The sequence below is a fragment of the Fictibacillus nanhaiensis genome (assembly GCF_036213205.1).
Taxonomy (GTDB): Bacteria; Bacillota; Bacilli; order Bacillales; family Fictibacillaceae; genus Fictibacillus; species Fictibacillus nanhaiensis_E.
The window spans coordinates 96,177-119,027 of sequence record NZ_JARMFC010000013.1 but is presented as its reverse complement, the minus strand read 5'-3'; the positions used below and the strand labels follow the sequence as shown (position 1 = coordinate 119,027).

General features: G+C 37.0%; 27 protein-coding genes and 1 tRNA gene. 19 read left to right on the top strand and 9 right to left on the bottom strand.

Features of this window, described 5'->3' with window-relative positions:
• The first annotated feature begins 8 nt into the window (after positions 1-8).
• On the top strand, positions 9-437 hold the full coding sequence (locus P4V41_RS14005) for a BrxA/BrxB family bacilliredoxin (protein ID WP_328085661.1): 429 nt from the start codon (positions 9-11) through the stop codon (positions 435-437).
• A gap of 87 nt (positions 438-524) precedes the next feature.
• Here the strand turns inward: P4V41_RS14005 and P4V41_RS21665 are convergent, their stop codons facing one another.
• The 3 genes from P4V41_RS21665 to P4V41_RS13990 all read right to left on the bottom strand — a co-directional run bounded on the left by P4V41_RS21665 (position 525) and on the right by P4V41_RS13990 (position 3,876).
• On the bottom strand, positions 525-773 hold the full coding sequence (locus P4V41_RS21665; RefSeq protein WP_419181318.1) for a YjcZ family sporulation protein: 249 nt from the start codon (positions 771-773) through the stop codon (positions 525-527).
• 238 nt (positions 774-1,011) lie between these two features.
• Entirely contained in the window at positions 1,012-1,599 is a 588-nt protein-coding gene (gene plsY / locus P4V41_RS13995) for a glycerol-3-phosphate 1-O-acyltransferase PlsY (protein WP_328085660.1), read from the bottom strand.
• Between the two features lie 90 nt (positions 1,600-1,689).
• Positions 1,690-3,876, bottom strand: coding sequence for an MMPL family transporter (locus tag P4V41_RS13990; protein WP_328085658.1), 2,187 nt, complete (start codon positions 3,874-3,876; stop codon positions 1,690-1,692).
• Between the two features lie 146 nt (positions 3,877-4,022).
• On the opposite strand from P4V41_RS13990, the gene P4V41_RS13985 reads away from it, so the two are divergent.
• Complete coding sequence (locus tag P4V41_RS13985; RefSeq protein WP_328085656.1) at positions 4,023-4,787, top strand: class I SAM-dependent methyltransferase; 765 nt, start codon at positions 4,023-4,025, stop codon at positions 4,785-4,787.
• 43 nt (positions 4,788-4,830) lie between these two features.
• Entirely contained in the window at positions 4,831-5,853 is a 1,023-nt protein-coding gene (gene ltaE / locus P4V41_RS13980) for a low-specificity L-threonine aldolase (RefSeq protein WP_328085655.1), read from the top strand.
• 110 nt (positions 5,854-5,963) lie between these two features.
• Here the strand turns inward: ltaE and P4V41_RS13975 are convergent, their stop codons facing one another.
• A complete protein-coding gene (locus tag P4V41_RS13975) occupies positions 5,964-7,418 on the bottom strand; it encodes an amidase family protein (protein ID WP_328085654.1) in 1,455 nt (484 codons plus the stop codon).
• Between the two features lie 139 nt (positions 7,419-7,557).
• Positions 7,558-8,298: a DUF6081 family protein gene (locus P4V41_RS13970; protein ID WP_328085653.1), complete on the bottom strand. Its 741-nt coding sequence runs from the start codon at positions 8,296-8,298 to the stop codon at positions 7,558-7,560.
• Positions 8,299-8,486: 188 nt separating this feature from the next.
• Here P4V41_RS13970 and P4V41_RS13965 point away from each other — a divergent pair, with 188 nt between their 5' ends.
• From P4V41_RS13965 to P4V41_RS13915, 11 genes are all read left to right on the top strand, one after another.
• The gene (locus P4V41_RS13965; RefSeq protein ID WP_328085652.1) at positions 8,487-8,771 is read left to right on the top strand and encodes a hypothetical protein; all 285 of its coding nucleotides are present in this window, start codon (positions 8,487-8,489) and stop codon (positions 8,769-8,771) included.
• A gap of 99 nt (positions 8,772-8,870) precedes the next feature.
• Positions 8,871-9,245: a DUF2203 domain-containing protein gene (locus P4V41_RS13960; RefSeq protein ID WP_328085651.1), complete on the top strand. Its 375-nt coding sequence runs from the start codon at positions 8,871-8,873 to the stop codon at positions 9,243-9,245.
• A 79-nt stretch (positions 9,246-9,324) separates the two neighbouring features.
• Positions 9,325-9,399: transfer RNA gene (locus P4V41_RS13955), tRNA-Arg, on the top strand.
• Positions 9,400-9,534: 135 nt separating this feature from the next.
• Complete coding sequence (locus P4V41_RS13950; RefSeq protein ID WP_328085671.1) at positions 9,535-10,443, top strand: rhodanese-related sulfurtransferase; 909 nt, start codon at positions 9,535-9,537, stop codon at positions 10,441-10,443.
• Positions 10,444-10,588: 145 nt separating this feature from the next.
• Positions 10,589-10,912: a hypothetical protein gene (locus tag P4V41_RS13945; RefSeq protein WP_328085650.1), complete on the top strand. Its 324-nt coding sequence runs from the start codon at positions 10,589-10,591 to the stop codon at positions 10,910-10,912.
• On the top strand, positions 10,902-11,276 hold the full coding sequence (locus tag P4V41_RS13940) for a kinase-associated lipoprotein B (RefSeq protein ID WP_328085649.1): 375 nt from the start codon (positions 10,902-10,904) through the stop codon (positions 11,274-11,276). The genes P4V41_RS13945 and P4V41_RS13940 overlap by 11 nt, the downstream gene beginning before the upstream one ends.
• A gap of 31 nt (positions 11,277-11,307) precedes the next feature.
• Complete coding sequence (gene nadE, locus P4V41_RS13935) at positions 11,308-12,129, top strand: ammonia-dependent NAD(+) synthetase (RefSeq protein WP_328085648.1); 822 nt, start codon at positions 11,308-11,310, stop codon at positions 12,127-12,129.
• 96 nt (positions 12,130-12,225) lie between these two features.
• On the top strand, positions 12,226-12,477 hold the full coding sequence (locus P4V41_RS13930) for a hypothetical protein (protein ID WP_137789510.1): 252 nt from the start codon (positions 12,226-12,228) through the stop codon (positions 12,475-12,477).
• Positions 12,478-12,721: 244 nt separating this feature from the next.
• Complete coding sequence (gene dat / locus P4V41_RS13925; protein WP_328085647.1) at positions 12,722-13,588, top strand: D-amino-acid transaminase; 867 nt, start codon at positions 12,722-12,724, stop codon at positions 13,586-13,588.
• 21 nt (positions 13,589-13,609) lie between these two features.
• Complete coding sequence (locus tag P4V41_RS13920; RefSeq protein WP_328085646.1) at positions 13,610-14,182, top strand: DUF502 domain-containing protein; 573 nt, start codon at positions 13,610-13,612, stop codon at positions 14,180-14,182.
• A 91-nt stretch (positions 14,183-14,273) separates the two neighbouring features.
• The gene (locus P4V41_RS13915; protein WP_328085645.1) at positions 14,274-15,491 is read left to right on the top strand and encodes a DUF2515 family protein; all 1,218 of its coding nucleotides are present in this window, start codon (positions 14,274-14,276) and stop codon (positions 15,489-15,491) included.
• Between the two features lie 8 nt (positions 15,492-15,499).
• Here P4V41_RS13915 and P4V41_RS13910 read toward each other — a convergent pair whose 3' ends face one another.
• Positions 15,500-15,901 (bottom strand): hypothetical protein, encoded by a 402-nt coding sequence (locus P4V41_RS13910; protein WP_328085644.1) that lies wholly within the window; start codon positions 15,899-15,901, stop codon positions 15,500-15,502.
• Positions 15,902-16,059: 158 nt separating this feature from the next.
• Here P4V41_RS13910 and P4V41_RS13905 point away from each other — a divergent pair, with 158 nt between their 5' ends.
• Positions 16,060-16,716, top strand: a complete 657-nt coding sequence (locus tag P4V41_RS13905; protein WP_328085643.1) for a GDSL-type esterase/lipase family protein — start codon at positions 16,060-16,062, stop codon at positions 16,714-16,716.
• A 129-nt stretch (positions 16,717-16,845) separates the two neighbouring features.
• Here P4V41_RS13905 and proC read toward each other — a convergent pair whose 3' ends face one another.
• Complete coding sequence (gene proC, locus P4V41_RS13900) at positions 16,846-17,685, bottom strand: pyrroline-5-carboxylate reductase (RefSeq protein WP_328085642.1); 840 nt, start codon at positions 17,683-17,685, stop codon at positions 16,846-16,848.
• A 135-nt stretch (positions 17,686-17,820) separates the two neighbouring features.
• Here proC and P4V41_RS13895 point away from each other — a divergent pair, with 135 nt between their 5' ends.
• Positions 17,821-18,228, top strand: a complete 408-nt coding sequence (locus tag P4V41_RS13895; RefSeq protein ID WP_328085641.1) for a group-specific protein — start codon at positions 17,821-17,823, stop codon at positions 18,226-18,228.
• Here the strand turns inward: P4V41_RS13895 and P4V41_RS13890 are convergent.
• Complete coding sequence (locus tag P4V41_RS13890) at positions 18,210-19,034, bottom strand: GDSL-type esterase/lipase family protein (protein ID WP_328085640.1); 825 nt, start codon at positions 19,032-19,034, stop codon at positions 18,210-18,212. The genes P4V41_RS13895 and P4V41_RS13890 overlap by 19 nt on opposite strands.
• 84 nt (positions 19,035-19,118) lie before the next feature.
• Here P4V41_RS13890 and P4V41_RS13885 point away from each other — a divergent pair, with 84 nt between their 5' ends.
• Both P4V41_RS13885 and msrA read left to right on the top strand, forming a co-directional pair.
• Positions 19,119-20,063: a DMT family transporter gene (locus tag P4V41_RS13885; RefSeq protein WP_328085639.1), complete on the top strand. Its 945-nt coding sequence runs from the start codon at positions 19,119-19,121 to the stop codon at positions 20,061-20,063.
• Between the two features lie 72 nt (positions 20,064-20,135).
• The gene (gene msrA / locus P4V41_RS13880; RefSeq protein ID WP_328085638.1) at positions 20,136-21,098 is read left to right on the top strand and encodes a peptide-methionine (S)-S-oxide reductase MsrA; all 963 of its coding nucleotides are present in this window, start codon (positions 20,136-20,138) and stop codon (positions 21,096-21,098) included.
• Between the two features lie 17 nt (positions 21,099-21,115).
• Here msrA and P4V41_RS13875 read toward each other — a convergent pair whose 3' ends face one another.
• Positions 21,116-22,477 (bottom strand): MATE family efflux transporter, encoded by a 1,362-nt coding sequence (locus tag P4V41_RS13875; protein ID WP_328085637.1) that lies wholly within the window; start codon positions 22,475-22,477, stop codon positions 21,116-21,118.
• Between the two features lie 87 nt (positions 22,478-22,564).
• Here P4V41_RS13875 and P4V41_RS13870 point away from each other — a divergent pair, with 87 nt between their 5' ends.
• Positions 22,565-22,846: a hypothetical protein gene (locus tag P4V41_RS13870; RefSeq protein ID WP_328085636.1), complete on the top strand. Its 282-nt coding sequence runs from the start codon at positions 22,565-22,567 to the stop codon at positions 22,844-22,846.
• Positions 22,847-22,851: the final 5 nt, after the last annotated feature.

Genomic DNA, 22,851 nt, shown 5'->3' with positions numbered 1-22,851 from the left:
AATATAATATGAATGCTTACGAAGAATATATGAAGCAGATGGCTCAGCCGATGAGAGACGAACTTACGCGTGCTGGATTTGAAGAATTGAAAACACCAGAAGAAGTGAATTATTTTATGCAAGAAACGGAAGGTACAGCACTAGTTGTTATCAACTCTGTTTGTGGATGTGCTGCTGGCCTTGCTCGTCCGGTCGCTGTTGCATCTATTAACCATACGGTAAAACCTGACCAATTTGTGACTGTTTTCGCTGGCCAAGATAAAGAAGCGACAGCTCAAATGAGAGAATTCTTTGGGGAAATCCCACCATCTTCTCCGTCGATGGCTGTATTAAAGGGTGGAAAAGTTGTTCATTTTATTCATCGTCATAACATTGAAAATCATGCACCTGAAGAGATTCTTGAGAATCTTCTCGGAGCATATGATCAGTATTGTTAATCCACTACGCCTAGTATAGTTGGATTTGAACATAAGAAAGAGAGAAGCAGATCTGCTTCTCTCTTTCTTTTTTTAATATATGATGACTTAATGAGATGAGGATGAAGATGAAGATGAAGATTCATCACAGTCGTATTCTTCTTCTTCTTTACAATGAAAAGCAGTAGCACCGATAATAATCAATAGGATGAATAGAACAACAATAATTAAAAAGCCACATCCGTGTCCATAGCCACCACCATGATAATCACCATGATGAATCGGCATGTTCGCTACCGGTTTCATATTGATGTTCATATTGTCACCATAAGGCATATTCATTTTTTTATTTTCCATTTCAGTCCCTCCAAATATTTAAGTCTAGGTCAACGTCACATTACACCATATGACCGAAACACCTAAACGGACACGGACAAATGCGGAGTTTTTAGTGAAATCGCCTGTACTTTTTTAGGAGAAGAGCCTATTTTTCGACTTTAATCAGAAAATGATAAGAAAAGTGTGTAAGGATACTTTCTAAAGAGTAAATCAAATAGGCATAAAAAAAGAACCGTCCTTTTTAAAAGAACGATTCTTAGATCCATTTAACTTTTGGCTCTGTTTTCTTAGCGATTCTTACAATGTTTTGTCTATGGCGATAGACTAAGAACAGTGTAAAACCAATCAAGATATACGTGGTCAGCCAATCACCTGCAATGAAGAAGCTTAATACCACTGAGCCTACTCCAGCCATGATGGACGATAGAGAAACGTATTTGCTTATGTATAATGTCAAAAAGAAAGTGAACAAGACAAGGACAAACAATAACGGCTGAGCGAATAATAATACGCCACCGGAAGTAGCGACTGCTTTTCCGCCTTTGAATTTTGCGAATACCGGATAACAATGACCAATTACAGCAGGTACTCCCGCGATAAGAGGATGAAGATCAACATCCAGTAATAAAGGTAAACTTGCAGCTAATGTTCCTTTTAAAACATCTGCTGCTGATACAATAAAGCCTGCTTTTTTTCCTAATGTTCTAAATGTATTTGTACCGCCTAAGTTACCGCTTCCATGTTCTCTGATGTCAATGCCATATCCTATTTTTCCAACTAACAGTGCAAAGGGGATCGAGCCAAGTAAATAAGAAAGTAAAAGAATAATAATGATTTCAAACATAAGAACACCCCTTAAATATGAGACTAGCTAATCTTATTATAGGATATAATGTATGGTTTTCCCACAATTACTTTTAAAAAACGGCATCCCTTAAGAAAGGGTGCCGCTTTGTTTCTTTTCTTTTCTTTTTATGAATGGCATCCACCAGTTCCAGTCTCCAAGCAGTTTCATTAGCGATGGAACGAAGACCATCCTCACGATTGTTGCATCAATAAATATGGCGAGGGCAATAGCAATACCAATCTGCTTAACAGGCATGACATTGGTAAAAGCAAATGATCCTGTGATAACGATCATGATTGCTGCGGCAGATGTAATGATCTTAGATGTGGAAGTTAATCCGAGTAACGTAGCACGATCATTATCACCTGTCTCTTCATAGATCTCTTGTATTCTAGAAATTAAGAAGACCTCGTAATCCATACTGAGTCCAAAAACGATTCCAAAAGTGAAAACGGGAATCATCAATCCGATATCGACAGGTTCCATGATGACACTGCTTTGAAAGATCCAAACAAGGATGCCGAACGTAGCAGTTAAGCTAAGCATGTTCATAAAAATCGCTTTTACCGGAATGAATACAGAACGGAATGCGATCATGAGAATGAAAAGTGTTGTTACGAGAACGATTGCTAAGCCGTAAGGAGCCTTTTGTATGATCTCATCAAAAATCTCTTGATTAAACTTCGTAACTCCACCAATTGTGATGGATAATTCTTCATGTTCTTTTTCCCATTTTTTAACGAACTCTTTCGCATCGTCACCTGTCACATCGACTGATAGATAAGCTTTAATTACTGCAGTATCTTCATTAATAAAAGGTTTCAGAACAGGGGAGAATTGTTGTTTACCTTGATCGGTCTGTAGTGCTTGAAAAAGTTCTGAACCGGTTAATTGATTGGTGTACGTAAAAATTGATTCGGTTCTATTTACTTCCTTTTCACTTTGAAGATCTTTTGTTAGTTTTTCAAGTGCTAAAAGTGAATCTTTATCTTTTAGAAAAGATTTTTTTGATTCCGCCACTAAAGTTACAGGATATAGCTCATCTTCACCAAATGTTTTTTCAAATTTCTCAAATGCAAGTCTTGATTCGTAATCTGGTGGCAATGCGTCGGCTTCTGGTATGGAAAGTTTCATGTCTTTCACGGGTGTAACAGATAAGCCTAGAGCAAGAGCGGCAACTACAGCCATGATTATTGGTCTTTTCATAACAAAAGCTGCAAAGGTATGCCAAACGGATTTGCTGTTCTCTTTCGTCTTAAACAACTTTAAAGCGTTCACTCGCTGTCCTAGAACTGCTAACATGGCTGGTAAGAACGTGATGGCATTCAGAACGGAGAGAACTACAACGACCATGCCGCCGATCGCAACTGTCTTGAAAATATCAATATCAATCAACAACATACCAGACAGTCCTAAGAACACACATAAACCTGAGAAGGCGATAGATCGGCCAGCCGTTTGTACAGATATTATAGTAGCTTTTTCAATACCGCGATGAAGCTCTTCACGAAAACGGTTGACTAGTAGAAGAGCAAAGTCTATTCCTAATGCAAGACCGATCATTGGAACAACATTGAGTAAGAAAATGCTCACATTTGTTGTTTGTCCGTAAAAATAGAGAAGTCCAAGTGAACTTGCAACCGATATTAAACCTACAATGATCGGTAAACCTGCTGCGATCAAACCGCCGAACGCCAGCAGAAGAATAATTAAAGCCGCAGGTATTCCAATCGCCTCTGCTCTAGCTAGATCGTGTTGACTAGCAGTGTTCATGTCTTCAGCGATTACGGGTCCGCCTGTTAATGAAACAGAAATTTCATTGTCTTTTGGCATACGATCTCTTATTTGATCAATAGATTTTTTAAGGTCTCCAAAACTTTTATCAAACTGCACAGAAGCAAAAGAAACGTTCTCTTTTATTGTTTTTTCAGGAACTTCATAGGGACTTTGAATGTCTACAACGTCTTCAACGCCGTCCATTTTTTTGATAGTGCTCATTACAAAAGATTTATATTGAGGATCTTCTGGGGCATATTTTTCAGAATCAAAGACGAGCATCACAGAGGATTTTGGCTGATCAAATTTATCCTGAAGAATATTTTCTACTTTTGCGAAAGATCCATCCATCTCAAACCCGCTGCCGCTTAAGATCGAAGGAAGTTTAACAGCATAAAATCCTAAGAGAATGGTAGTTAGAACCCAAAATGTTATAATAAGCTTACGAAAACGGTATGTAAATTTTCCTAAGGTTTGAAACGATAAGCCTTTTTTCATTATTGAAGCCTCCTCATACTTCTATCTTCCCATATTTTAGGTTTGTTCTTTGAGATATGCAAATGATACGAGATTCTACTTGCAGGTTTTTAGGAGACTAAAAAATAAATATGAATCGTACATAATAAAACAGACAGGTGAGAACAATGATCATTACGACAGCTGGAAAAAATGCAACACGATTAAAAAACAAAGCAAAAGAAGTTGCCGACTCGATTGACGGGATGTTTGTGGATAGAGATAACCACTCCATTTCATCATTAATCGGTAAATATGATGACCATGTTCTTATGATTGGAGTGGACAAAATTTCGTATCATCCAAAAGACGAAAGCACTCCTTTCTTTTTTCATCCCAATTCTTCTATGTTTCGTGTTAAACAGATCCTTCGAGGAGAAAAAGATGCTTTTATAGAAGCGTCGCGACTCAAGGAGGGGATGAGGATCTTAGACTGCACGCTTGGCCTTGCCTCTGATGCGATCGTTGCAAGTTTAGTAGTTGGTAGATTTGGTGCTGTAGTCGGAGTAGAGAGCAGCAAAGCGATTTCATTTGTAGTAAAGAGTGGTCTTCAAGTGTGGGATTCTAACTCTGAAGTGATGAATGAATCAATGAGAAGGATAGAAGTGGTGCATGAAAATCATTACGAATTTTTAAAGAAACAGCACGATAACAGTTTTGATGTGGTTTATTTTGATCCGATGTTCGAGTCAACGATTGCATCACCAGGCATTCAAGGGTTAAAGAGCAGTGCTGATTATAGTGAACTAACAGATGCTACCATAAAAGAAGCAAAAAGAGTTGCTTCCGAACGAGTTGTCATGAAAGATAACAAAAGTAGTACAAAGTTTAATGACTTAGGATTTTCTGTCTTAAAACGAAATGCCAGTTTTTTGTATGGTGTGATTGAATGATAAATAGAAAGACAATAAAAAGAAAAACAGGATGAGGTGGAGCATGATCGATCTTAGAAGTGATACGTTGACACAACCGACTAAAGAAATGAGAGACGCTATCTACAGAGCTACTGTTGGTGATGATGTATATGGAGAAGATCCAACGATAAACAAGCTTGAGAACTTGGCTGCTGAGATTACTGGGAAAGAAGCGGCTTTGTTTGTAACAAGTGGAACACAAGGAAATCAATTGGCGGTGCTGGCTCAATGTTCTCCAGGAGATGAGATTATCGTTGAATCTGAGTCTCATATATTCTTTTATGAAGGAGCTGCTATCTCCGCATTAGCAGGGGTTCAGCCAAGAGTCATAGCAGGTGTTAGAGGAGAGATGGATTCCGCTTTAGTTAAAAATGCGATTCGTTCTGAAGATATCCATTTTCCAGAAACATCGTTGATTTGTCTTGAGAATACACATAATCGTTCAGGTGGGTCTGTTGTTTCATTAGAGAATATGAAGAGCGTATATGAAGTGGCTAAAGATGCAGGAATTCCTGTTCACATCGATGGTGCGAGACTTTTTAATGCAGTCGTTGCAACGAACAAGAATGTGAAGGATTTTACCCAATATTGTGATTCTGTACAGTTCTGCTTATCAAAAGGATTAGGTTCACCTGTAGGTTCAATTCTTGCGGGAGACCGGAAATTTATCCAAAAAGCCCGTAAGTGGAGAAAACGTTTAGGAGGAGGGATGAGACAAGCAGGTTTCTTAGCGGCTAGTGGTATTATTTCATTAACAAAGATGGTCGACCGTTTAGCTGAAGATCATGATAGGGCACGAAAGTTAGCAGATTCCATCGAAGATATGAAAGGATTAGATTTAGTTAATAGACCACATACTAATATTGTAATCGTCAATATAGAAAATACACGTCAGACGAATGAAGAGTTTTTAGAAAGACTAAAGCAAGAGGGAGTTCTTGCCGTATCGTTCGGTGAAGGTCAGATCCGATTAACAACTCATTATGATGTTAGTGATGAAGATATAGATTATGCAATTTCTGCGTTAAGACGAGTAGTAGGATAACATAACGTAGAGCCCTAACTTATAACATAAGGAGCTTTAAATAGAAGGATGAGCCTTTACAAGAAGGCTCATCCTTTGTTTTATTAAGGAAATTAAATCATCAGTATCTATTAGAATACTACAGGAACTCTCTTATTAGATTTCTGTTCAAAGACATAAGCTATATGGATCAGTTTTTTTTCGGAGTATGCTTCCCCAGTAAAAATAACACTAAGTGGCATCTCGTCTTCATCAAACCCAGAAGGAACTGAAATGGAAGGATATCCTGCTTTGGCAGGAATAGCGTACCATACGTCATTTGGACTGATGAGAGCAGTCAAGTTATGTTTCTCAATTGCAAGATCTATTCCTTTTTTCTGTGTCATCTCAAGATCGTTCAATCTAGCAAAAAGATATTCTGGACTCGTTAAAGTCCCGTCAGTCATATTACTTTCTAACAACAGCTCTTGGTTGTGCTTTAAACACTTCTCCTTATTCTGTTCATTAAAATGGATAACATCCGATAAAGAGGAGATCTTGATCTCTGATGAAACAGTGCGTAAATAATGGTTGAGGCTAGATTTAAATTCGTGTAAGAGAACTTTATAACCTGATTCAATATTCTCAAAAGGTGAGATCTGTTCTAAATAAATAATCTCTCCACCTTCATCCTCTATGAGCTTTAAAGCTTCATCGAAGACTGATCTCTGTGTTTGATTTAAATGCTTTATGCAAAATTCATACGCTACACCAAATCGTTTTCCTTTTAGTGTGGCTAGTTCTAAACCTTCTATATAGCTTGAATTCTTTGGAGCAGATAATGTTGCAGGATCTAGTGGATCACTTCCCTGTATAGCTTCAAGGAGGATCGCAGCATCTTTAACATTTCGTGCCATGGGACCAGCAGTGTCTTGACTGATTGAAATCGGAATGATACCTGATCGAGAGACCAAACCAACAGTTGGTTTTATACCAACGATATTATTATTTCCAGCGGGACAAAGGATAGAGCCTGAAGTTTCCGTTCCTATGCCGAGTACAGCAAAGTTACTGGCTACAGCAGCAGCAGAGCCTGAACTTGATCCACTCACATCAAATACACCTGGTCCATATGGATTCAGTACTTGACCTCCTCGCGAACTAAATCCGTTGGGCATATCGTATGCCATGAAGTTTGCCCACTCCGTCATATTTGATTTTCCGATGATAACTGCACCTGCATCTCTCAACTTCTTAACGACAAAAGCATCACCTTTGGCGTAATGGTTTTCTAGAGCCAAAGAACCTGCACTCGTATGCATCTTATCAGAGGTGTCGATATTATCTTTTATGATGACGGGAATACCGTGTAGGGGTCCGCGAATTTTTCCGTTCTGTCTTTCTGAATCGAGACTTCTTGCAATGAATAAGACATCAGGGTTGATCTCTAATACGGAGTTGATCATAGGTCCTTGTTTATCGTAGTTAGAGATGCGATCTAGATAAAACATGACCAGTTCAACTGATGTTAAGTCACCGTTCTCAAAATAATGCTGTACCATCTGAAGTGTGATCTCGTTTAAATCCAACACAATATTTTGGGACATTTTGCCGCTTCCTCTCTTAATTACTCAATACTTATTATATAAAACTGTCGCAAAAAAAGGAATTTTCAAAGTATTTATAGAATAAATAAAAAAAGGCCCGCATCCTGCAGACCTTTAAGGTTTTTAGCCGATTTCTGTACTATTCACTCATCAATACTTTCATAGGTGACCATTCACCGATTATCCCTTGCCCATGAAGTGAAGTACTTCCTTCAGGGGATAAGTCTTTCTCGGTCATAAGCCCTAATGCTACTGTAAACTCATTAAACTTGATCGGAACATCCTTTTCTGTTCGAACAAGATTTCCGTTCAGGAAGAAATTCACTTCATCAGCTGAACGGTTATAAGAGATCTGATATTCGTTCCATTCTCTTTGATTAAATTCTTGTTCCTCTTTAAAGATACAAAAGTATCTTGTTCTATCTGTCTCAGGTACTGAGACACCTGGAAAAGGGAGCACAGCGTAGACACTAGCATATTTATCGTTACCTACAAAAAAATCAAGTGCTGCTCCTGTTGTAAAATCTAATAAGTTTACAGAAACAAAACCATCATACAAATCATTCGCATTCGTTCCGATCGGACGTGAACGCATTCTCCATTGAAAGTCGACTGTTCCATCTTGGGGCACTCTGATCGGTTCATTTGAGTAATACATGTGTTTTGCATTATCTAAGAACTGAACAGAAGGGTGGGATCTAGTGAATGGATTTGCTCTAACATACAGGTCGTCATTTCGAACGATAACAACTGCCTCAGGCTCTCTAAACTCATGGAAAGATCCATCTGGAAGCGGAAAACCTCCGATCCTCCATGTTTCAGATTCCGTCAGTATTGAATGAAAATTACCGAGTACGATTTCTTTTTGATGTTTTTTCATTAAACACAGCTCCTAGTTAATTGCTTATAAACATATTTAATCAAATTAAGATTGATGAGGCAAATGCAGGCTTTTCTACTAATACCCGTCCAAAAAAAACTAGATTTCTAGGATGGACAAGTATATTTCAGAAAAAACTGAATAATAATGGTATTAAGAGCTCGCAAATTAAAGGGAGGGTGTTCTCTATGAAAACGGTATCTCAAATTAATTTACGAAAAGAAAAGGAAAAAACGTTCACATGCGATGATAGAATCATGTTGTTTATTACGAAATTTCATCTGAAATCAAAACGAGATAAATGGTTGACATTAAGGCTTCTGCTTAGAAAAGGATCTGTAGATCTAGTTGAGCAAATATTAATCAGCTCTGAATACAGAAGAGATTTTCCAGAACTACTTGAAGATGGAACAGTTAGAGACTTTTATTTAGACTTAAAGAGTCCAAAAAAAGAAATATGTCTTACCGTTTAACCTTTTGGTGATCCAAAAGGTTTTCTTCTTGTCATTTTTGTGTGCAAAGTATTTATCATTTGATATAATACGAACAAGAAGATGAAGGAGTACGATGTAATGAAGCGCTATACATTAGAAGAAGCTAATCAATTGCTTCCAGTCCTCTCAAAAGAGTTTGATTCTCTACATAATTTACAAAGAGAATTTGATTTGTGGTATGAATCCTATCAGCAAGTCGAACCTCAGTTGAATGCAGAAGAAAAAGCTTCATGGGAAAAACGAATTCAATTTATGGAACTTGAAGCTGAAATGTTTATTTCAAATATTTTGTCTCATGGTGTTTGGTTTGAAGATGCTTTCTCTTCTACACTCCATTTCCCAGCAATTTTAAATGGTGAAAAAGGTGTGTTCAAATGGCATCCAGAAGAACCGGTCATTACTGTATATGAAAGTATAGAAGAAAAAATGGATTCACTTCATTTGGTAAATTAAGGATTTATTATTTAATTCATGTAAATAACACTTGTATTATTCTTAGAAAAAGCTTATGATATTATTCGTGACGTAATTAGCGCCTATAGTGAAATGGATATCACACGAGATTTCGGCTCTCGTATTCTGGGTTCGAATCCTGGTGGGCGCGCCACTTCCAATTAAATATCTCGAATATCGGTTAGGCCGGTACTCACCACGGGGAAGGCTATTGGGACCGGTGGTTTTTTATTTGGCGTCGCAAAAATAAACTAACGTTGCAGGTTGGTGATTAATTGTGTCAGAAAAAATGAGAGTACTATTGTATTACAAGTATGTTCCGATTGATGATCCAGAGAGCTTTAAAGACGAACATTTAAAGTTTTGTAAAGATTTAGGTCTTTTAGGAAGAATCATCGTTGCTCCTGAGGGAATCAATGGAACAGTGTCAGGAACGTATGAACAGACTCAAATCTATATGGATCATCTAAAAGCAGATCCACGATTTGAAGATATTGTTTTTAAAATAGATGAAGTTGAAGAACATGCATTTAAAAAGATTTTTGTTCGTCATAAGAAGGAACTCGTAACATGGCGCTTTGAAGATGATGTTGACCCGAACCAGTTATCAGGTAAACGTTTGTCTCCAAAAGAATTTTATGAAGCGCTACAAGATGAAGATGTAATCGTAATTGATGGTCGTAACGACTATGAATATGAGATCGGCCACTTTCGTGGTGCCATTCGTCCAGATGTAAAAGCATCAAGAGACTTTCCAAAATGGGTACGCGAAAATATAAGCCAGTTTAAAGATAAAAAAGTTTTAACGTACTGTACAGGCGGTATCCGCTGTGAAAAGTTCTCAGGCTTTCTTTTACAAGAAGGATTTCAAGATGTATCACAGCTTGAGGGCGGAATCGTAACGTACGGTAAAGACGATGAAGTCCAAGGGAAGCTTTGGGATGGTAAACTTTACGTGTTTGACGAACGTATCTCAGTTCCCGTAAACCGTACAGATGAAGATGTTGTGATCGCTACATGTTATTATTGCGGAAAAACAGAAGATCGTTACGTGAACTGTGCAAACCCAGAATGTAATAAACAACATGTTTGCTGTACGGAGTGTGAAGTGAAGCATAAGCGTTCTTGTTCGAAAGAATGTTTAGATCACCCGCGTAACCGTTATGAGACTGAACAAAAAGAACAACAAACTGTTTAAGCTACAAAGCCAGTGATAATGCTGGCTTTTTTTATTTTCCTGTTTTAAAGTTAACGGTATATAGATGAGGTATTTCTAGACGCGTTTCAATTGAAAAATGGATATAACAACAGTTTTGAAAAGAGTGATCAAAGAGGTGAAAGAGATGAATAATAAAGCAAACGAAATTTCTGAACAAGTGATAAGCAATTATCAAAAAGATGAAGGTATGATGATTATCATATACGCACAATGGTGTGTGAATAATAAGCTCGATCCTAAAGTTGTCTACCTTAAAGCGTATCCGGACCAAAGTAATAATGAGTATGTGATGCATATGCTAGAGCAAACTGTTTCAATGGAGGAAGCAGAGCACATTCCTCATGAAACTGTACTTCAAGTTTTATCGTTATTTGGTAATGAAGACCTTGCCTTTGTAGTGTCTAATGAAATCCAAGCGATGAAGGAGACGAAAAAGGATGAATTCTGAAAAACTAGTACTCGCAAGTTATAAAACCGGGCAGTATATAGGAAAAGCAGGAGAAGAGCGTAACCAGATGGTGTTATTTGAAGTTCTAGCAGTAAAAACACACCCTTGGCAAGGTGATCTTCACAACCCTAAACAAGCGGATGTCCCTTTTTTCCAGGAAAGAAGAGCGCTAAGTTATGGAGAGAAAACATGGGTGCCCATACATACGATAAAGACATTTGTCGGTGAACTTCCCCCATATAAAGAATCATTAAAACATGCCTTAGATCAGTACATAAAGAAGTTAGAAGCGGATGCTAGTCCTTGGGCAAAACGCTCTTTGGACTGTTTGTATTCACTAGAAAAAGACTATAAGCTCCATTAAAGGTGTATAAACAAAAAAGGTGGCGATAGAAATGGAACTTCAAAAACAGATAATTTCAGATTTGAAAGTGGAACCGAAAATTGATGCAAAAGAAGAGGTTCAATCTAGGATTCAGTTTTTAAAGGACTATGTAAAAAAATCTGGTGCAAAAGGATATGTTCTTGGCATCAGTGGTGGACAAGACTCAAGTCTTGCAGGTAAATTAGCTCAGATTGCTATGAATGAACTGAGTGATGAAACGGGAGAAAAATATCTTTTTGTAGCGGTTAGACTTCCGTATGGCGTACAAAAAGATGAAGAAGACGCTCAACGTGCATTGAAATTTATTGAGCCTGATGTATCTTTAACAGTCGATATTAAACCCGCTGTAGACGCTTCAGTGAGTGCATTTATGAAGGCGACCGAAAAAGAACTTTCTAACTTCCTAAAAGGAAACACGAAAGCACGTGAAAGAATGAAAGTACAATATGATATAGCAGGGGCTTATCAATGTTTGGTCATTGGTACAGATCATGCTGCAGAAGCGATAACAGGCTTCTTTACAAAACATGGTGATGGAGCATGTGACATCGTTCCATTGTACGGATTAAATAAAAGACAAGGAAGAGAGTTGCTAAAAGTACTAGGTGCAGAGGAACGTATCTATCTAAAAGTACCTACTGCTGACCTTGAAGACGATAAGCCTCTGATTCCTGATGAAACAGCACTCGGAGTAACATATGAAGAAATCGATGACTATCTGGAAGGAAAAGAAGTTTCTTCGTCATCTAAAGAAAAAATTGAAAAAAGGTATATTCAAACGAAGCATAAAAGAAACCATCCTGCATCCATTCACGATACGTGGTGGAAGTAAGAAGTAAGAGTAGTGCACCTGGGAAACCAGGTGTTTTTGTTTTGTCTCTTTTAGGTTATACTTGTTCTTGGATATAGGGGAAGGGGATACATAACTTTGAGTAAAACGGCGAAGATCATCATCTCATTAGGTATCGTATTTTTAGCATATTTTGTTTATGATACCATTAATCGCGAAAATGAAAGAAAAGATCGATTAAATGTAATCGACGAGCATTTTAAGAAGCCTTTTAAGATTGAAGAAGAGTTGAAAGAACAGTATGATAATGACTTCTTGATCGAAATGGATAAAGAGTTATATATCGTTACAGTAGAGGATCATAAAGTTGTCAAAACTGTAAAGCAATAATGAGAATGAGCCGCTTATAAATAGCGGTTTTTTGTTTGAATGCATGCTTTTAAGTTTCTAATTCTTTTCTCTTGATTGAAGTGGAAGATGCATACATACCAACTGCATGCGACGAATGAAATATAAACTATTTTAGAAGTAACAGTGAATACATTAAAAAGAGACTCTTGAAGGCACTCTCGTTTTCATTTAAAGTAGATGAAAGCTCAATTGTATACATATAAATAAATGGGGTGGTAAAATCATGGAAAATTCATACGTTTTGTATCATGACCAAATTATTAAAGATGGATCGATTTCAGTTGATCCAGAAGACAGAGGCTACCTTTTCGGAGATGGAATTTATGAAGTGGTCTTTGTTTACGACAAGAAACCATTTGCATTTCATGAACATTTTACGAGGTTCGAACAGAGTGCAGAGAAACTAGAACTTGCAATGCCTTATGATATTTCAACCTTTAAAAAGCTTACAGAGGAATTGATTAGTAGAAACAACATCATAAATGGAATGGTGTATATTCAGATGACACGTGGAGTGGCACCTAGAAATCATCTTTATGAAAGAAATATGCAAAGCATTGTTTCAGGCTTTGCAAAATCTGTTTCGCTTGATAATATTGCAGCATCTCAATCTAGCGGGATCGCAACTTATCTTACCGAAGATATCCGTTGGCTTCGATGTGATATTAAGAGCTTAAATCTTCTAGGTAATGTTATGGCAAAGCGGAGAGCTGCAGATTTTGACTGTCAAGAAGCGATTCAACACAGAGATGGAACGGTAACAGAAGGGTCTTCTTCAAACGTATTTATCGTTAAAAATGGAACATTGAAAACACATCCGAGTACGAATCTGATCTTAAATGGTATCACTAGACAAATTGTGATTAAATTAGCACAAGAAAATGGGATTACAGTGATTGAAGAAGCATTTTCTGTAGATGACCTTTTAAACGCAGACGAAGTTTTCATTACAAGTACAACGATGGAAGTTACACCAGTTATAAAACTTTTAGGCTCAGCGAGTAAATCGTACGACATTGGTCCTGTAACGACTAAACTGCAAGACCATTTTAAGAAACAAATTAAAAAGAATACGTCTGTCGTTAATTAATCTTAACTTGTAGAGGAAAACATGAAAAAATTACTCAAGTACTTTATTAATGGTCTCTTGACTATATTACCGATCGTGCTCGCAGTTTATATTATTTATAAGATCTTTGGATTTCTAGACAGCATCCTTGGTAATTTATTAAAGGATGTTTTAAAAGAAGACTATATCCCTGGGATCGGACTCATCACGACGATCGTTCTTATCACAGTCTTAGGCTGGATGTCTACTCAATATGTATCCGGAAAAATATTTAGTCTTATTGATCGCATGCTAGAGAAAACGCCATTTGTTAAAACGATTTATTCTGTAATAAAAGATACGATCCACTCCCTGTTTGGAGAAAAAAGATCTTTTTCAACGGTTGTTCTGATTGAATATCCTGAGCTAAATCTAAAAAGTATTGGTTTTGTTACGACAGAAGATGTAAGCAGCTTAAGTGACGAGTTAGCAGATCACGTTGCTGTTTATATTCCTCAGACGTTTCAGATTGCAGGATTTACTTTTTTAGCTCCTAAAGACAAAGTCAAAGTTCTTGATATAAAACCAGAAGATGCCATGAAGTTTTTATTATCAGGTGGCGTCGCAACTAAATAATATCGTATATAGCAAACACCCTTTTAGAAATGGAAAGGGTGTTTTTATTTACGTTACTTTCATACATTGAAAGAAAAGGAGGGTGTTAAGATTGGTTACTTCAAAACGGATATTTACAAAATTAACACTCATCCCATTCGAAATGATTATGAATGCTATTCCATTTTTCCATAAAGAAAAAGTGGTCTGGGAAATTAGTAAAGAACAGAAGTTACTCCTTCAAAATGAATGGTGGAAAATGAAAAGAAGAGATGATGCAATTAAGATTAATCTTCAAAGCAATAACAAAGAGTTAGTTCAAAGAATCAGAAAAGAGACTAAACGCAATAACAAGAATAACGTTACACGTACTGCAGCATATCTAACGTTTTATAACAAACATCCTGAGATCACATGGTCATTTTTAGCTCATATGGTTTCAAGAAACGCTGGATATTTTATGAGTGATCTAAAAGGAGAGTTCTTACCTCACATTCTTGAGGAGACATTTATAGAGAAATTGTACGAAATGCTTGAAAAGGGGAATAGTATGATCTTTGAGGATGCTTATCCTCAATTGCTTCTATATGAAGAGAGTAAAAAAACGGGGATATCTTTGTTTTATCTATGTCATCATTTTAATATTTCACCTTTTATAGAAGGGGTTTGGGAGGTTCACTTCCGCCGAGAAGATCAGAGCTTTTTATTACCCGTAGCCCAAATCATAAATGAACAAAGTCATATTGAAAAAATGCTTGTTCATACAGAAGAGTATTCAAAATTATTACATTCAATGACATATCGATTCCAAGAATGGCTGAAGCTCTCTCAAATTTTGTTTCCCACATCTCCGTTGAAATACTCACTAGGAAAAAACATGAATCACTTTAAGGTTCTTGATGAAAGGATTCAATTGGGACAAAACTTATATACCACATTATTTCTGCCAGAATATTTAGATGGAATACACAAGTTTGCGAATACATTTCCTCATACAGGTTCCCGGAGTGATTATGATCAAGATAGTTTTACAGCTATCTATTCTCCGCCTAAAAAGTTTCCTATAGAAAAGCTCTCTTTCTTTAAAATAAAAAAAAACAAAAAAATTTATAGTCCATTTCTTCTTGATGTCTGGAAGCTAACCTTTAATGGACCATATAAATCATTAGATTGGTTCGAAGATGCAGAATATGTATTTAAGCAAATGAAGTTGGTTTATAGACCCTCATCTTACATATGGAGTACTTACTGGTCTGGTCTTCACAAGATAGAGTCTGTGTTTCTTTTCAATCAATATTATAAGTTGCTCAAAAAAAATAGAAACCTTTGATAAGGCTTCTATTTAAAGAAGGAAAGTATGTTACCCATTTGCTGTGCAAGCCCCATCACTTGATTAGCCCCGCCCATCATTTTTCCGAAGTTAAGTCCAGATCCTTGATTGTTCGGCATCATACTCATCGAATTTTGATTACCTTGACTCTGCTGCTGATTAAAAGGCATACCTTGCATCATTGGATGTGGTATCGCACCAGGTGGCATCATTGGCATCATATATGGCATGAATGGCGTTTGAGTTAATCCTTGTGAATATTGCTGCTGTGGCATTGCTGGAGCTTGAGCTGCAGGTGCGTATGGCGGTCTGCCGGGTGCCGTTTGGCTATTTGCATATCCCTTTGCAGTAGGTGTGGTAAAAGGGTCGTATCCGCCATATGGGAACATTCTTACAGATTTCTCTTTCAAAAAAAATCACCTCAAAATAGTTTCTATATATGTATATTCAACGAATGAAAAAGGGACATAACCCTTTGTTGGAAGTGATGAAAACGCCCTGTCCAAATTTAAAACACATCATATTTTAATAATAGAAATGTGTGCTTCGAAAAGGAGGATAAGGGATTATGTCTGATGATCATACTTCATATGAATGGTTATTAACAGCGATAGGTGATTCCTTAACTGTTGGAGTAGGGGCACCAGTTTTCGGTAAAGGATATGTTGGAAGGTATGTAAACTTCACACAAACCACTTTTGATAAGCAAATTTCAGTAAAAAATTTTGCTGTTACGGGAACAACCTCTGAAGAAATATTAAGTTCTTTAAAAGATAAAGAGGTCAAGCGGTCCATTAAACATTCAAAGATTATTTTAATCACAGCTGGTGGTAATGATCTTATTCACGCAGCTTTTAAATATATGTTTACGAAAGAAGAGAAATTGATCGATCACGCGCTTGAAAATTGCAAAAAAAATCTGAACAAAATCTTCAAAAAAATTTATAAAATAAAAAGAAATTCAACAGAGCCGTTTATCATTAGAATCTGTACGCTATATAACCCTTACGTTAAATGGACTAAAGCTATGAGGTGGGTAAATATGTTTAACGATCTAATCAAAAGTTATGAGATGATGCCTAATGTGAAAGTAGCGGATTTGTATAGTGTGTTCGAAGGTAGAGAAAGTGAGCTAGTTTGCTTTGATACCATTCATCCAAACAAAAAAGGTTATCAAGTAATAGCTGTTTCTTTGTTTGAGTTAGGTTTCATTGAAATCGAATAAACGGTGTTTCAATTGAAAAACCAAAAAATTTCACGTACCGTACACGTTTTATATTTTTTTAAAAAAAGTTCAATCATTAAACAAAAAAGAGGAAGCTGTCAAAAAAATGACAGATCCTCTTTGAATTTTTTACATAACTGGAACTTTTTCAAATTCTTTTCTAAGTGACCTTGAACGTTTTGCAGCGTGTTCTACCGCTTTTTCAATAGCAACACCACCGCCATTTTCTGCAAGCGCGTCAAGTCCAGCTGCAGTCGTACCGTTTGGTGATGTCACTTTCTTTCGGAGTTCAGCTGGTGAGTCATCGGACTCCATAACCATCTTACTTGCGCCATAAAGTGTTTGTGCCGCAATGTCTCGAGCTAATTCACGATCGAGCCCGTTTTCCACAGCGACATCTTCCATATGTTCAAGCAAGTAATAAAAATAAGCAGGTCCACTACCGGCTATACCAGTAAAGACATCCATCTGTTTCTCAGATATAATTTTCACTTTGCCAATAGCTTTCGATAATTCTTGAGCTAAATCCAAATCTTCATTTTTCACATACTTACCGGCACTAATACCTGTGATGGATTCACCAATCATACTTGAAGTATTAGGCATCACACGAATGATAGGTAAAGATCGGTTGAGAATCTCCTCTATATACGTTGTTGAAATTCCGGCAAGAACGGATAAAATGACATGGTGATCTTGAAGTGCGGGTCTAAGTTGTTGAAGTACTTCTTCCGCTTGCTTTGGTTTTACCGCAAGAATAATCACGTCTGTGTTAGTTAATGAGAGTTCTTGAACTGATGTTGTCGTAATGTTATATCTGCTAGTTAGTTCTATTCTTCTGTTTTCATTTGTGTGGTTCGCGGCTATGATTCGATCAGGAGAAATTTCGGCTTTGTTGATCAATCCTGATATCATTGCTTCTGCCATTGAACCTGCACCAATAAAAGTAATATTTCTGTATTTTAACATGCAACCCCTCTTTCAATGATTTTACTTATTTATAAAATACTATGTTAACATGTTCACAAATAGATGCAAGTCGTTATATCCAATTCCACTGGATTGTAATATGATTTTTACATAAGAAACAAAGGAGGAGCTTGAATGAAATTTTATGTTGCTTCGGGATTTGAAAATATAGAACGTGTAAAAAAGTTAGGTGAAGATCTGCAAAATAAACTTCATTGGCAGCTCACTTATGATTGGACTGTTAACGATAGAGCAGAGACGAAAGAAGATCTGACTGAAATAGGCATAAAAGAATATAAAGCAGTCATGGAAGCTGATGTAACGATCGTAATCTTACCTGGTGGAAAAGGGTGCCATACAGAACTAGGAATCGCTTTAGGTAATAAGAAAATTGTTATTTTGCACGATCCAGAAGGTGTGTTACAAAAATTATCTGAAGCAATTACATTTTATTTTCTACCGCAGATTATACATTGGAATGGGGTAGTAGAAGAACTGCCTGCATTGTGCAGTTCTTCTGACCATTATTGTGCCTCTTTATAAGATTGATTTTGGAACGTTGTAACGGTTTTGGAAGCGATTCGATCGTACCCTTCTTCATTTGGATGGATAGTATCGAATAGCCATTTATCCATATCATCCGTTTGAAGGGCATCACTAACAGGAACAACTAAAGCTGGTTTGTATGAAAGTGCTGTTTCGTAAGCGATTAAGTTCCAATCATTCAATAGCTTTTCGGTAGCTGGGTAATATTTTTGTTCAGCATTAACAACGTTATACAGTTCATTTAACACTAAAATCGCGTTAGGGTTATGTTTCCTGATGTTTTTAAAAATATCATTTAAGTTTTGCTGATACTCAGATTTAACATCATCGTAACTTTGTATTGCTTTTAGTGGACCTTGTTTCTTTGCGATTTGTACGAGGTCATTACCGCCAATGTTTATTGAAATGATGTCTGCTTTCTCTACAGATTTCTGAACGGCTGGAATGTCCAGTTGATTCAGTAGACCTTGACTTGTAAAACCGGAAACACCCTGATTTTCGAGAATAATGCTTTTTCCTGTTAAGTTCTGCAGGTTCTCATTCACTTTGCTAGCAAACCCACCTTCCTCAGAGCCTCTTCCTTCAGCTACTGAATCGCCTAACACAAGGTGATTCAAAGTGGATTTTGGAGAATTTTTAAGATGATCAAGATAAGTAATTTGTTTAGAATCTGAAGAAGCGTTTTGATCGATCACAGATTGTTTCTTGATCTGGTTTATTTTATATTGTGGATAATAATACCATCCGGCTGCACTTATGACCAACAGCAAAGCAAACAAGGAGATTATATATCTTTTTTTCATATATCCTCCTTTAACATGTTTTTTAAGTAAAAGTATAGTTATAGATAATAACATAAATATGCCTAGAAAGTGAAAGGTGACAACTTGAATAATAATTCACTAAAGATACCTGTATTTATTCCCTTAGTGATTGGGATCATCGCAATATCGTTTTCTTCTATTTTTGTTAAATGGTCAGATGCACCTGTTTCTGTTCAAGGAATGTATCGATTGTTATTTACATTATGTTTGATGCTGCCATTTGTATGGAAACAAGTTCACTTTTTGAAAAAATTAACTTGGCAAGATGGCTTTTTGTTATTTTTATCAGGAACTTTTCTAGCTCTTCATTTCTTGTTCTGGATGGGGTCTTTGAAATTAACTACCGTTGCAAGTTCTACGATACTGCTTTCATTGCAGCCTGTTTTTGTAATGATTGGAGCCTATATAGCGTTTCGAGAAAAAACGTCAAGGGCTGCGATAATCGGAATGGTAGTTGCGATCGTTGGAGCTATAATGATTGGTTGGGGAGATATTGGCATCTCATTAAAACATATTCAAGGAGATGTTTTATCCATTCTAGGGACGATTGTAGTTGCAGTTCATATGCTTATCGGTCAAAAGCTTCTTAAGACATTTCCTGCTACGCTTTATAGTTTTTTGGTATTTTTAGTAGCAGTTATAGTATTTGGAATATACAATTTGACATTAGCTATTCCGATGACTGGGTATCCTGAGAAAGAGTGGGGAATCTTCCTGCTACTTGCTATCATACCAACAATATTTGGACATGTGTTATTCAATTGGTTGTTAAAATACGTAACAGCTGCTACGATTTCAATGGCAATATTAGGTGAACCTGTAGGGGCCACATTGTTAGCATATCTATATCTTGATGAATCACTAACTCTTTCCCAATGGAGTGGAGGTGCTATCGTGTTAGCCGGACTTTATTACTTCTTGCAAAACACACGAAAGCAAAATAAAGGGACACCGCCTGCACCAATTAAGACACCAGTGACATCAGGTCCCATTGTAAAAAAAGGGTAAGAGCCTTTTCCTAGGCTTTTTATGAACATTCTTATATGATGAAACAAACAGATGAAAAAGGAGATTGATTTCATGAGTAACTATGCGAAAGCTACTTTTGCTGGAGGATGCTTTTGGTGTATGGTCACACCATTTGAAGAGTGGCCAGGTATCATTTCTGTAGAATCGGGCTATACAGGTGGTCACAAGGAGAATCCGACTTACAAAGAAGTCTGCAGTGAAACAACTGGCCATTTTGAAGCAGTCCAAATTACATTTGATCCATCCATCATTTCGTATGAAAAAATCGTCTCTGTTTTTTGGAAACAAATTGATCCTACAGATACTGGCGGACAATTTTATGACCGTGGGGATTCGTACCGTACTGCCATTTTTTATCATGATGAAGAACAAAAAACGATTGCTGAGAAATCAAAAAAAGAATTAGAAGAGAGCGGCCGATTCGACAAGCCAATCGCAACTTTAATTATACCAGCTGGTACGTTTTATCCAGCTGAAGAATATCATCAGGATTATCATAAAAAGAATCCTTTTCATTACAAGCGCTATCGCCAAGGCTCAGGACGAGATGCCTTTATCAAATCACACTGGGTAGATATTGGGCAAAAAGAAGAAATACTTAAAACTCTTAACCCTATGCAATATAACGTTACACAAAAAGATGCAACAGAACCTCCTTTTCAAAATGAATTTTGGAACCATACAGAAGAAGGAATCTACGTGGATATCGTTTCTGGGGAGCCTCTTTTCAGTTCATTAGACAAATTCGATAGCAGCTGTGGTTGGCCAAGTTTTACAAAACCTGTTCGTTCATCAACTGTTGAAGAGAAGGAAGACTTGTCTCACGGTATGATCCGAACGGAAGTAAGAAGTAAGGATGCAGATTCTCATTTAGGACACGTATTTACAGATGGTCCTCGAGATCGAGGGGGATTAAGATATTGCATCAATTCTGCAGCACTCCGGTTTATTCCGAAGAACGAACTAAAAGAAAAAGGGTATGAAGAGTATCTCACTCTGTTCGAACAAAAATAAACCAGCCTTCGGCTGGTTTATTTTTGTTCAGAAAAGGAATAAGAATGTGACTGTATATATTTTAATCGAGCAAATAGAATGATAGCGCCAGCTGTTAGACCTGATATTAATCCGATCCAATAGCCATAGGCACCGAGAGTTGTGAAATTAGCTAGGTAATATCCAACTGGTAGACCAAGCACCCAGTAAGAGATGAATGAAAGCATAAATGTCACATTTACATCTTTATAGCCTCTTAATGCACCTTGTATTGGAGCACCTATAGCGTCAGCCAGTTGAAAGAACACCGCATACCATAAGAACGAAGTCGTGAGTTGAATGACTTCTCGTTCGTTTGAATACATTCTCGCTACTTGTTCATCGAAAATCACTAACAAACCTGAAAGGATTAGGGCAAATCCCACTGCAGTTACAATTCCGATATAGCTATATTGTGCTGCATCTTTAAAGCGTTTTGCACCAACTTCAAAACCAACTGCAATCGTAAGCGCAAAAGAGATGCTTAGTGGCAGCATATATAGGAATGAAGCAAAGTTAAGTGCAGCTTGGTGAGCTGCAATGGTTATTGTGTTAAAATCACTCATTAACAAGGTAACTGCCGCAAATATACTTACTTCAAAAAAGATGGCTAAACCAATTGGAACCCCGATCTTCAACTGTTCTTTCCAAGCTGTTAAAGAAGGTTTATAGAAGTTTCGAAACAGTTTATATCCTCTAAATGGATTCACTTTAACTACGATTATAACAGTTAAAATTGCGGTTACCCAATAAGTTATAGCAGTTGCTACACCTGCACCTATACCGCCTAACTCCGGAAAACCACCTTTACCAAAAATAAATAGGTAGTTAAAGATCGCATTCACCGGTAATCCGACAAGAGTAATGAACATTGTAATTCTAGTTTGACCAAGCGCATCGATAAAAGAGCGTAGTGCTCCGTATAAAAACAGAGGCATGATGCCGAAAGAGAGTGCGATTAAATAGCCTCTTGCAACGTGCTCCACTTCTTTTTCAAGAGTCATCGCTCCTAAAACAGGATCCAACACCAATGATCCTAAAACAACAACGATGACAGATATTACGACTGATAAATAAACTGCTTGCATAACTGACCGTGGCACATTTTTTGTGTTTTTAGCACCTACTAACTGTGAAACGATGGGTGTTAATGCCATTAGGATACCATTTAGTCCAACGAAGATAGGAACCCATAAACTCGATCCGATAGCGACACCTGCTAGTTGATTAGCACCAGCTCGGCCGCTCATAACGGTGTCTAAAAAGTTCATGGCATATAAACCTAACTGTGTGATCAAGACTGGAATCACTAGTATAAAGAAATTTTTATATTTATCTCTTAACGAATAAGTCTGTATCATCTGCATACTTCCTTTAGTAGTTAAACTGTCAATTCGAGACAATGCATTATATCATAAAACATAACTAATATACGTGAAGGAGAAACTATGAGTGTTCAATTTCTTTTTGAAGTTCAATCTGTTTTGCCAGGAGAGCAAAGCGAAGAAAAAATTGTACTGGTTTCAACAGAGCTTTTATATAGAAGCAGTGGAGAAACAATCTATACAGGTGTAATACCGGTAAGAGTAACTGAGCATGGAGTGTTTGTATCGGTCCCAGCAGTTACTGCTGCCTTCAACTCAAAGTATTTACGAACTGAAACATTATTTCGGTTAAAACGATACATTAAACGAATGAGAGATTACTTGGATTTTGATAAAAAGGAATAAGTTGA

Coding starts and splice junctions, on each gene's coding strand:
- P4V41_RS14005 (WP_328085661.1), top strand. CDS start 9: ATGAATGCTTACGAAGAATATATGAAGCAGATGGCTCAGCCGATGAGA.
- P4V41_RS21665 (WP_419181318.1), bottom strand. CDS start 773: ATGGAAAATAAAAAAATGAATATGCCTTATGGTGACAATATGAACATC.
- plsY (WP_328085660.1), bottom strand. CDS start 1,599: ATGTTTGAAATCATTATTATTCTTTTACTTTCTTATTTACTTGGCTCG.
- P4V41_RS13990 (WP_328085658.1), bottom strand. CDS start 3,876: ATGAAAAAAGGCTTATCGTTTCAAACCTTAGGAAAATTTACATACCGT.
- P4V41_RS13985 (WP_328085656.1), top strand. CDS start 4,023: ATGATCATTACGACAGCTGGAAAAAATGCAACACGATTAAAAAACAAA.
- ltaE (WP_328085655.1), top strand. CDS start 4,831: ATGATCGATCTTAGAAGTGATACGTTGACACAACCGACTAAAGAAATG.
- P4V41_RS13975 (WP_328085654.1), bottom strand. CDS start 7,418: ATGTCCCAAAATATTGTGTTGGATTTAAACGAGATCACACTTCAGATG.
- P4V41_RS13970 (WP_328085653.1), bottom strand. CDS start 8,298: ATGAAAAAACATCAAAAAGAAATCGTACTCGGTAATTTTCATTCAATA.
- P4V41_RS13965 (WP_328085652.1), top strand. CDS start 8,487: ATGAAAACGGTATCTCAAATTAATTTACGAAAAGAAAAGGAAAAAACG.
- P4V41_RS13960 (WP_328085651.1), top strand. CDS start 8,871: ATGAAGCGCTATACATTAGAAGAAGCTAATCAATTGCTTCCAGTCCTC.
- P4V41_RS13950 (WP_328085671.1), top strand. CDS start 9,535: ATGAGAGTACTATTGTATTACAAGTATGTTCCGATTGATGATCCAGAG.
- P4V41_RS13945 (WP_328085650.1), top strand. CDS start 10,589: ATGAATAATAAAGCAAACGAAATTTCTGAACAAGTGATAAGCAATTAT.
- P4V41_RS13940 (WP_328085649.1), top strand. CDS start 10,902: ATGAATTCTGAAAAACTAGTACTCGCAAGTTATAAAACCGGGCAGTAT.
- nadE (WP_328085648.1), top strand. CDS start 11,308: ATGGAACTTCAAAAACAGATAATTTCAGATTTGAAAGTGGAACCGAAA.
- dat (WP_328085647.1), top strand. CDS start 12,722: ATGGAAAATTCATACGTTTTGTATCATGACCAAATTATTAAAGATGGA.
- P4V41_RS13920 (WP_328085646.1), top strand. CDS start 13,610: ATGAAAAAATTACTCAAGTACTTTATTAATGGTCTCTTGACTATATTA.
- P4V41_RS13905 (WP_328085643.1), top strand. CDS start 16,060: ATGTCTGATGATCATACTTCATATGAATGGTTATTAACAGCGATAGGT.
- proC (WP_328085642.1), bottom strand. CDS start 17,685: ATGTTAAAATACAGAAATATTACTTTTATTGGTGCAGGTTCAATGGCA.
- P4V41_RS13895 (WP_328085641.1), top strand. CDS start 17,821: ATGAAATTTTATGTTGCTTCGGGATTTGAAAATATAGAACGTGTAAAA.
- P4V41_RS13890 (WP_328085640.1), bottom strand. CDS start 19,034: ATGAAAAAAAGATATATAATCTCCTTGTTTGCTTTGCTGTTGGTCATA.
- msrA (WP_328085638.1), top strand. CDS start 20,136: ATGAGTAACTATGCGAAAGCTACTTTTGCTGGAGGATGCTTTTGGTGT.
- P4V41_RS13875 (WP_328085637.1), bottom strand. CDS start 22,477: ATGATACAGACTTATTCGTTAAGAGATAAATATAAAAATTTCTTTATA.
- P4V41_RS13870 (WP_328085636.1), top strand. CDS start 22,565: ATGAGTGTTCAATTTCTTTTTGAAGTTCAATCTGTTTTGCCAGGAGAG.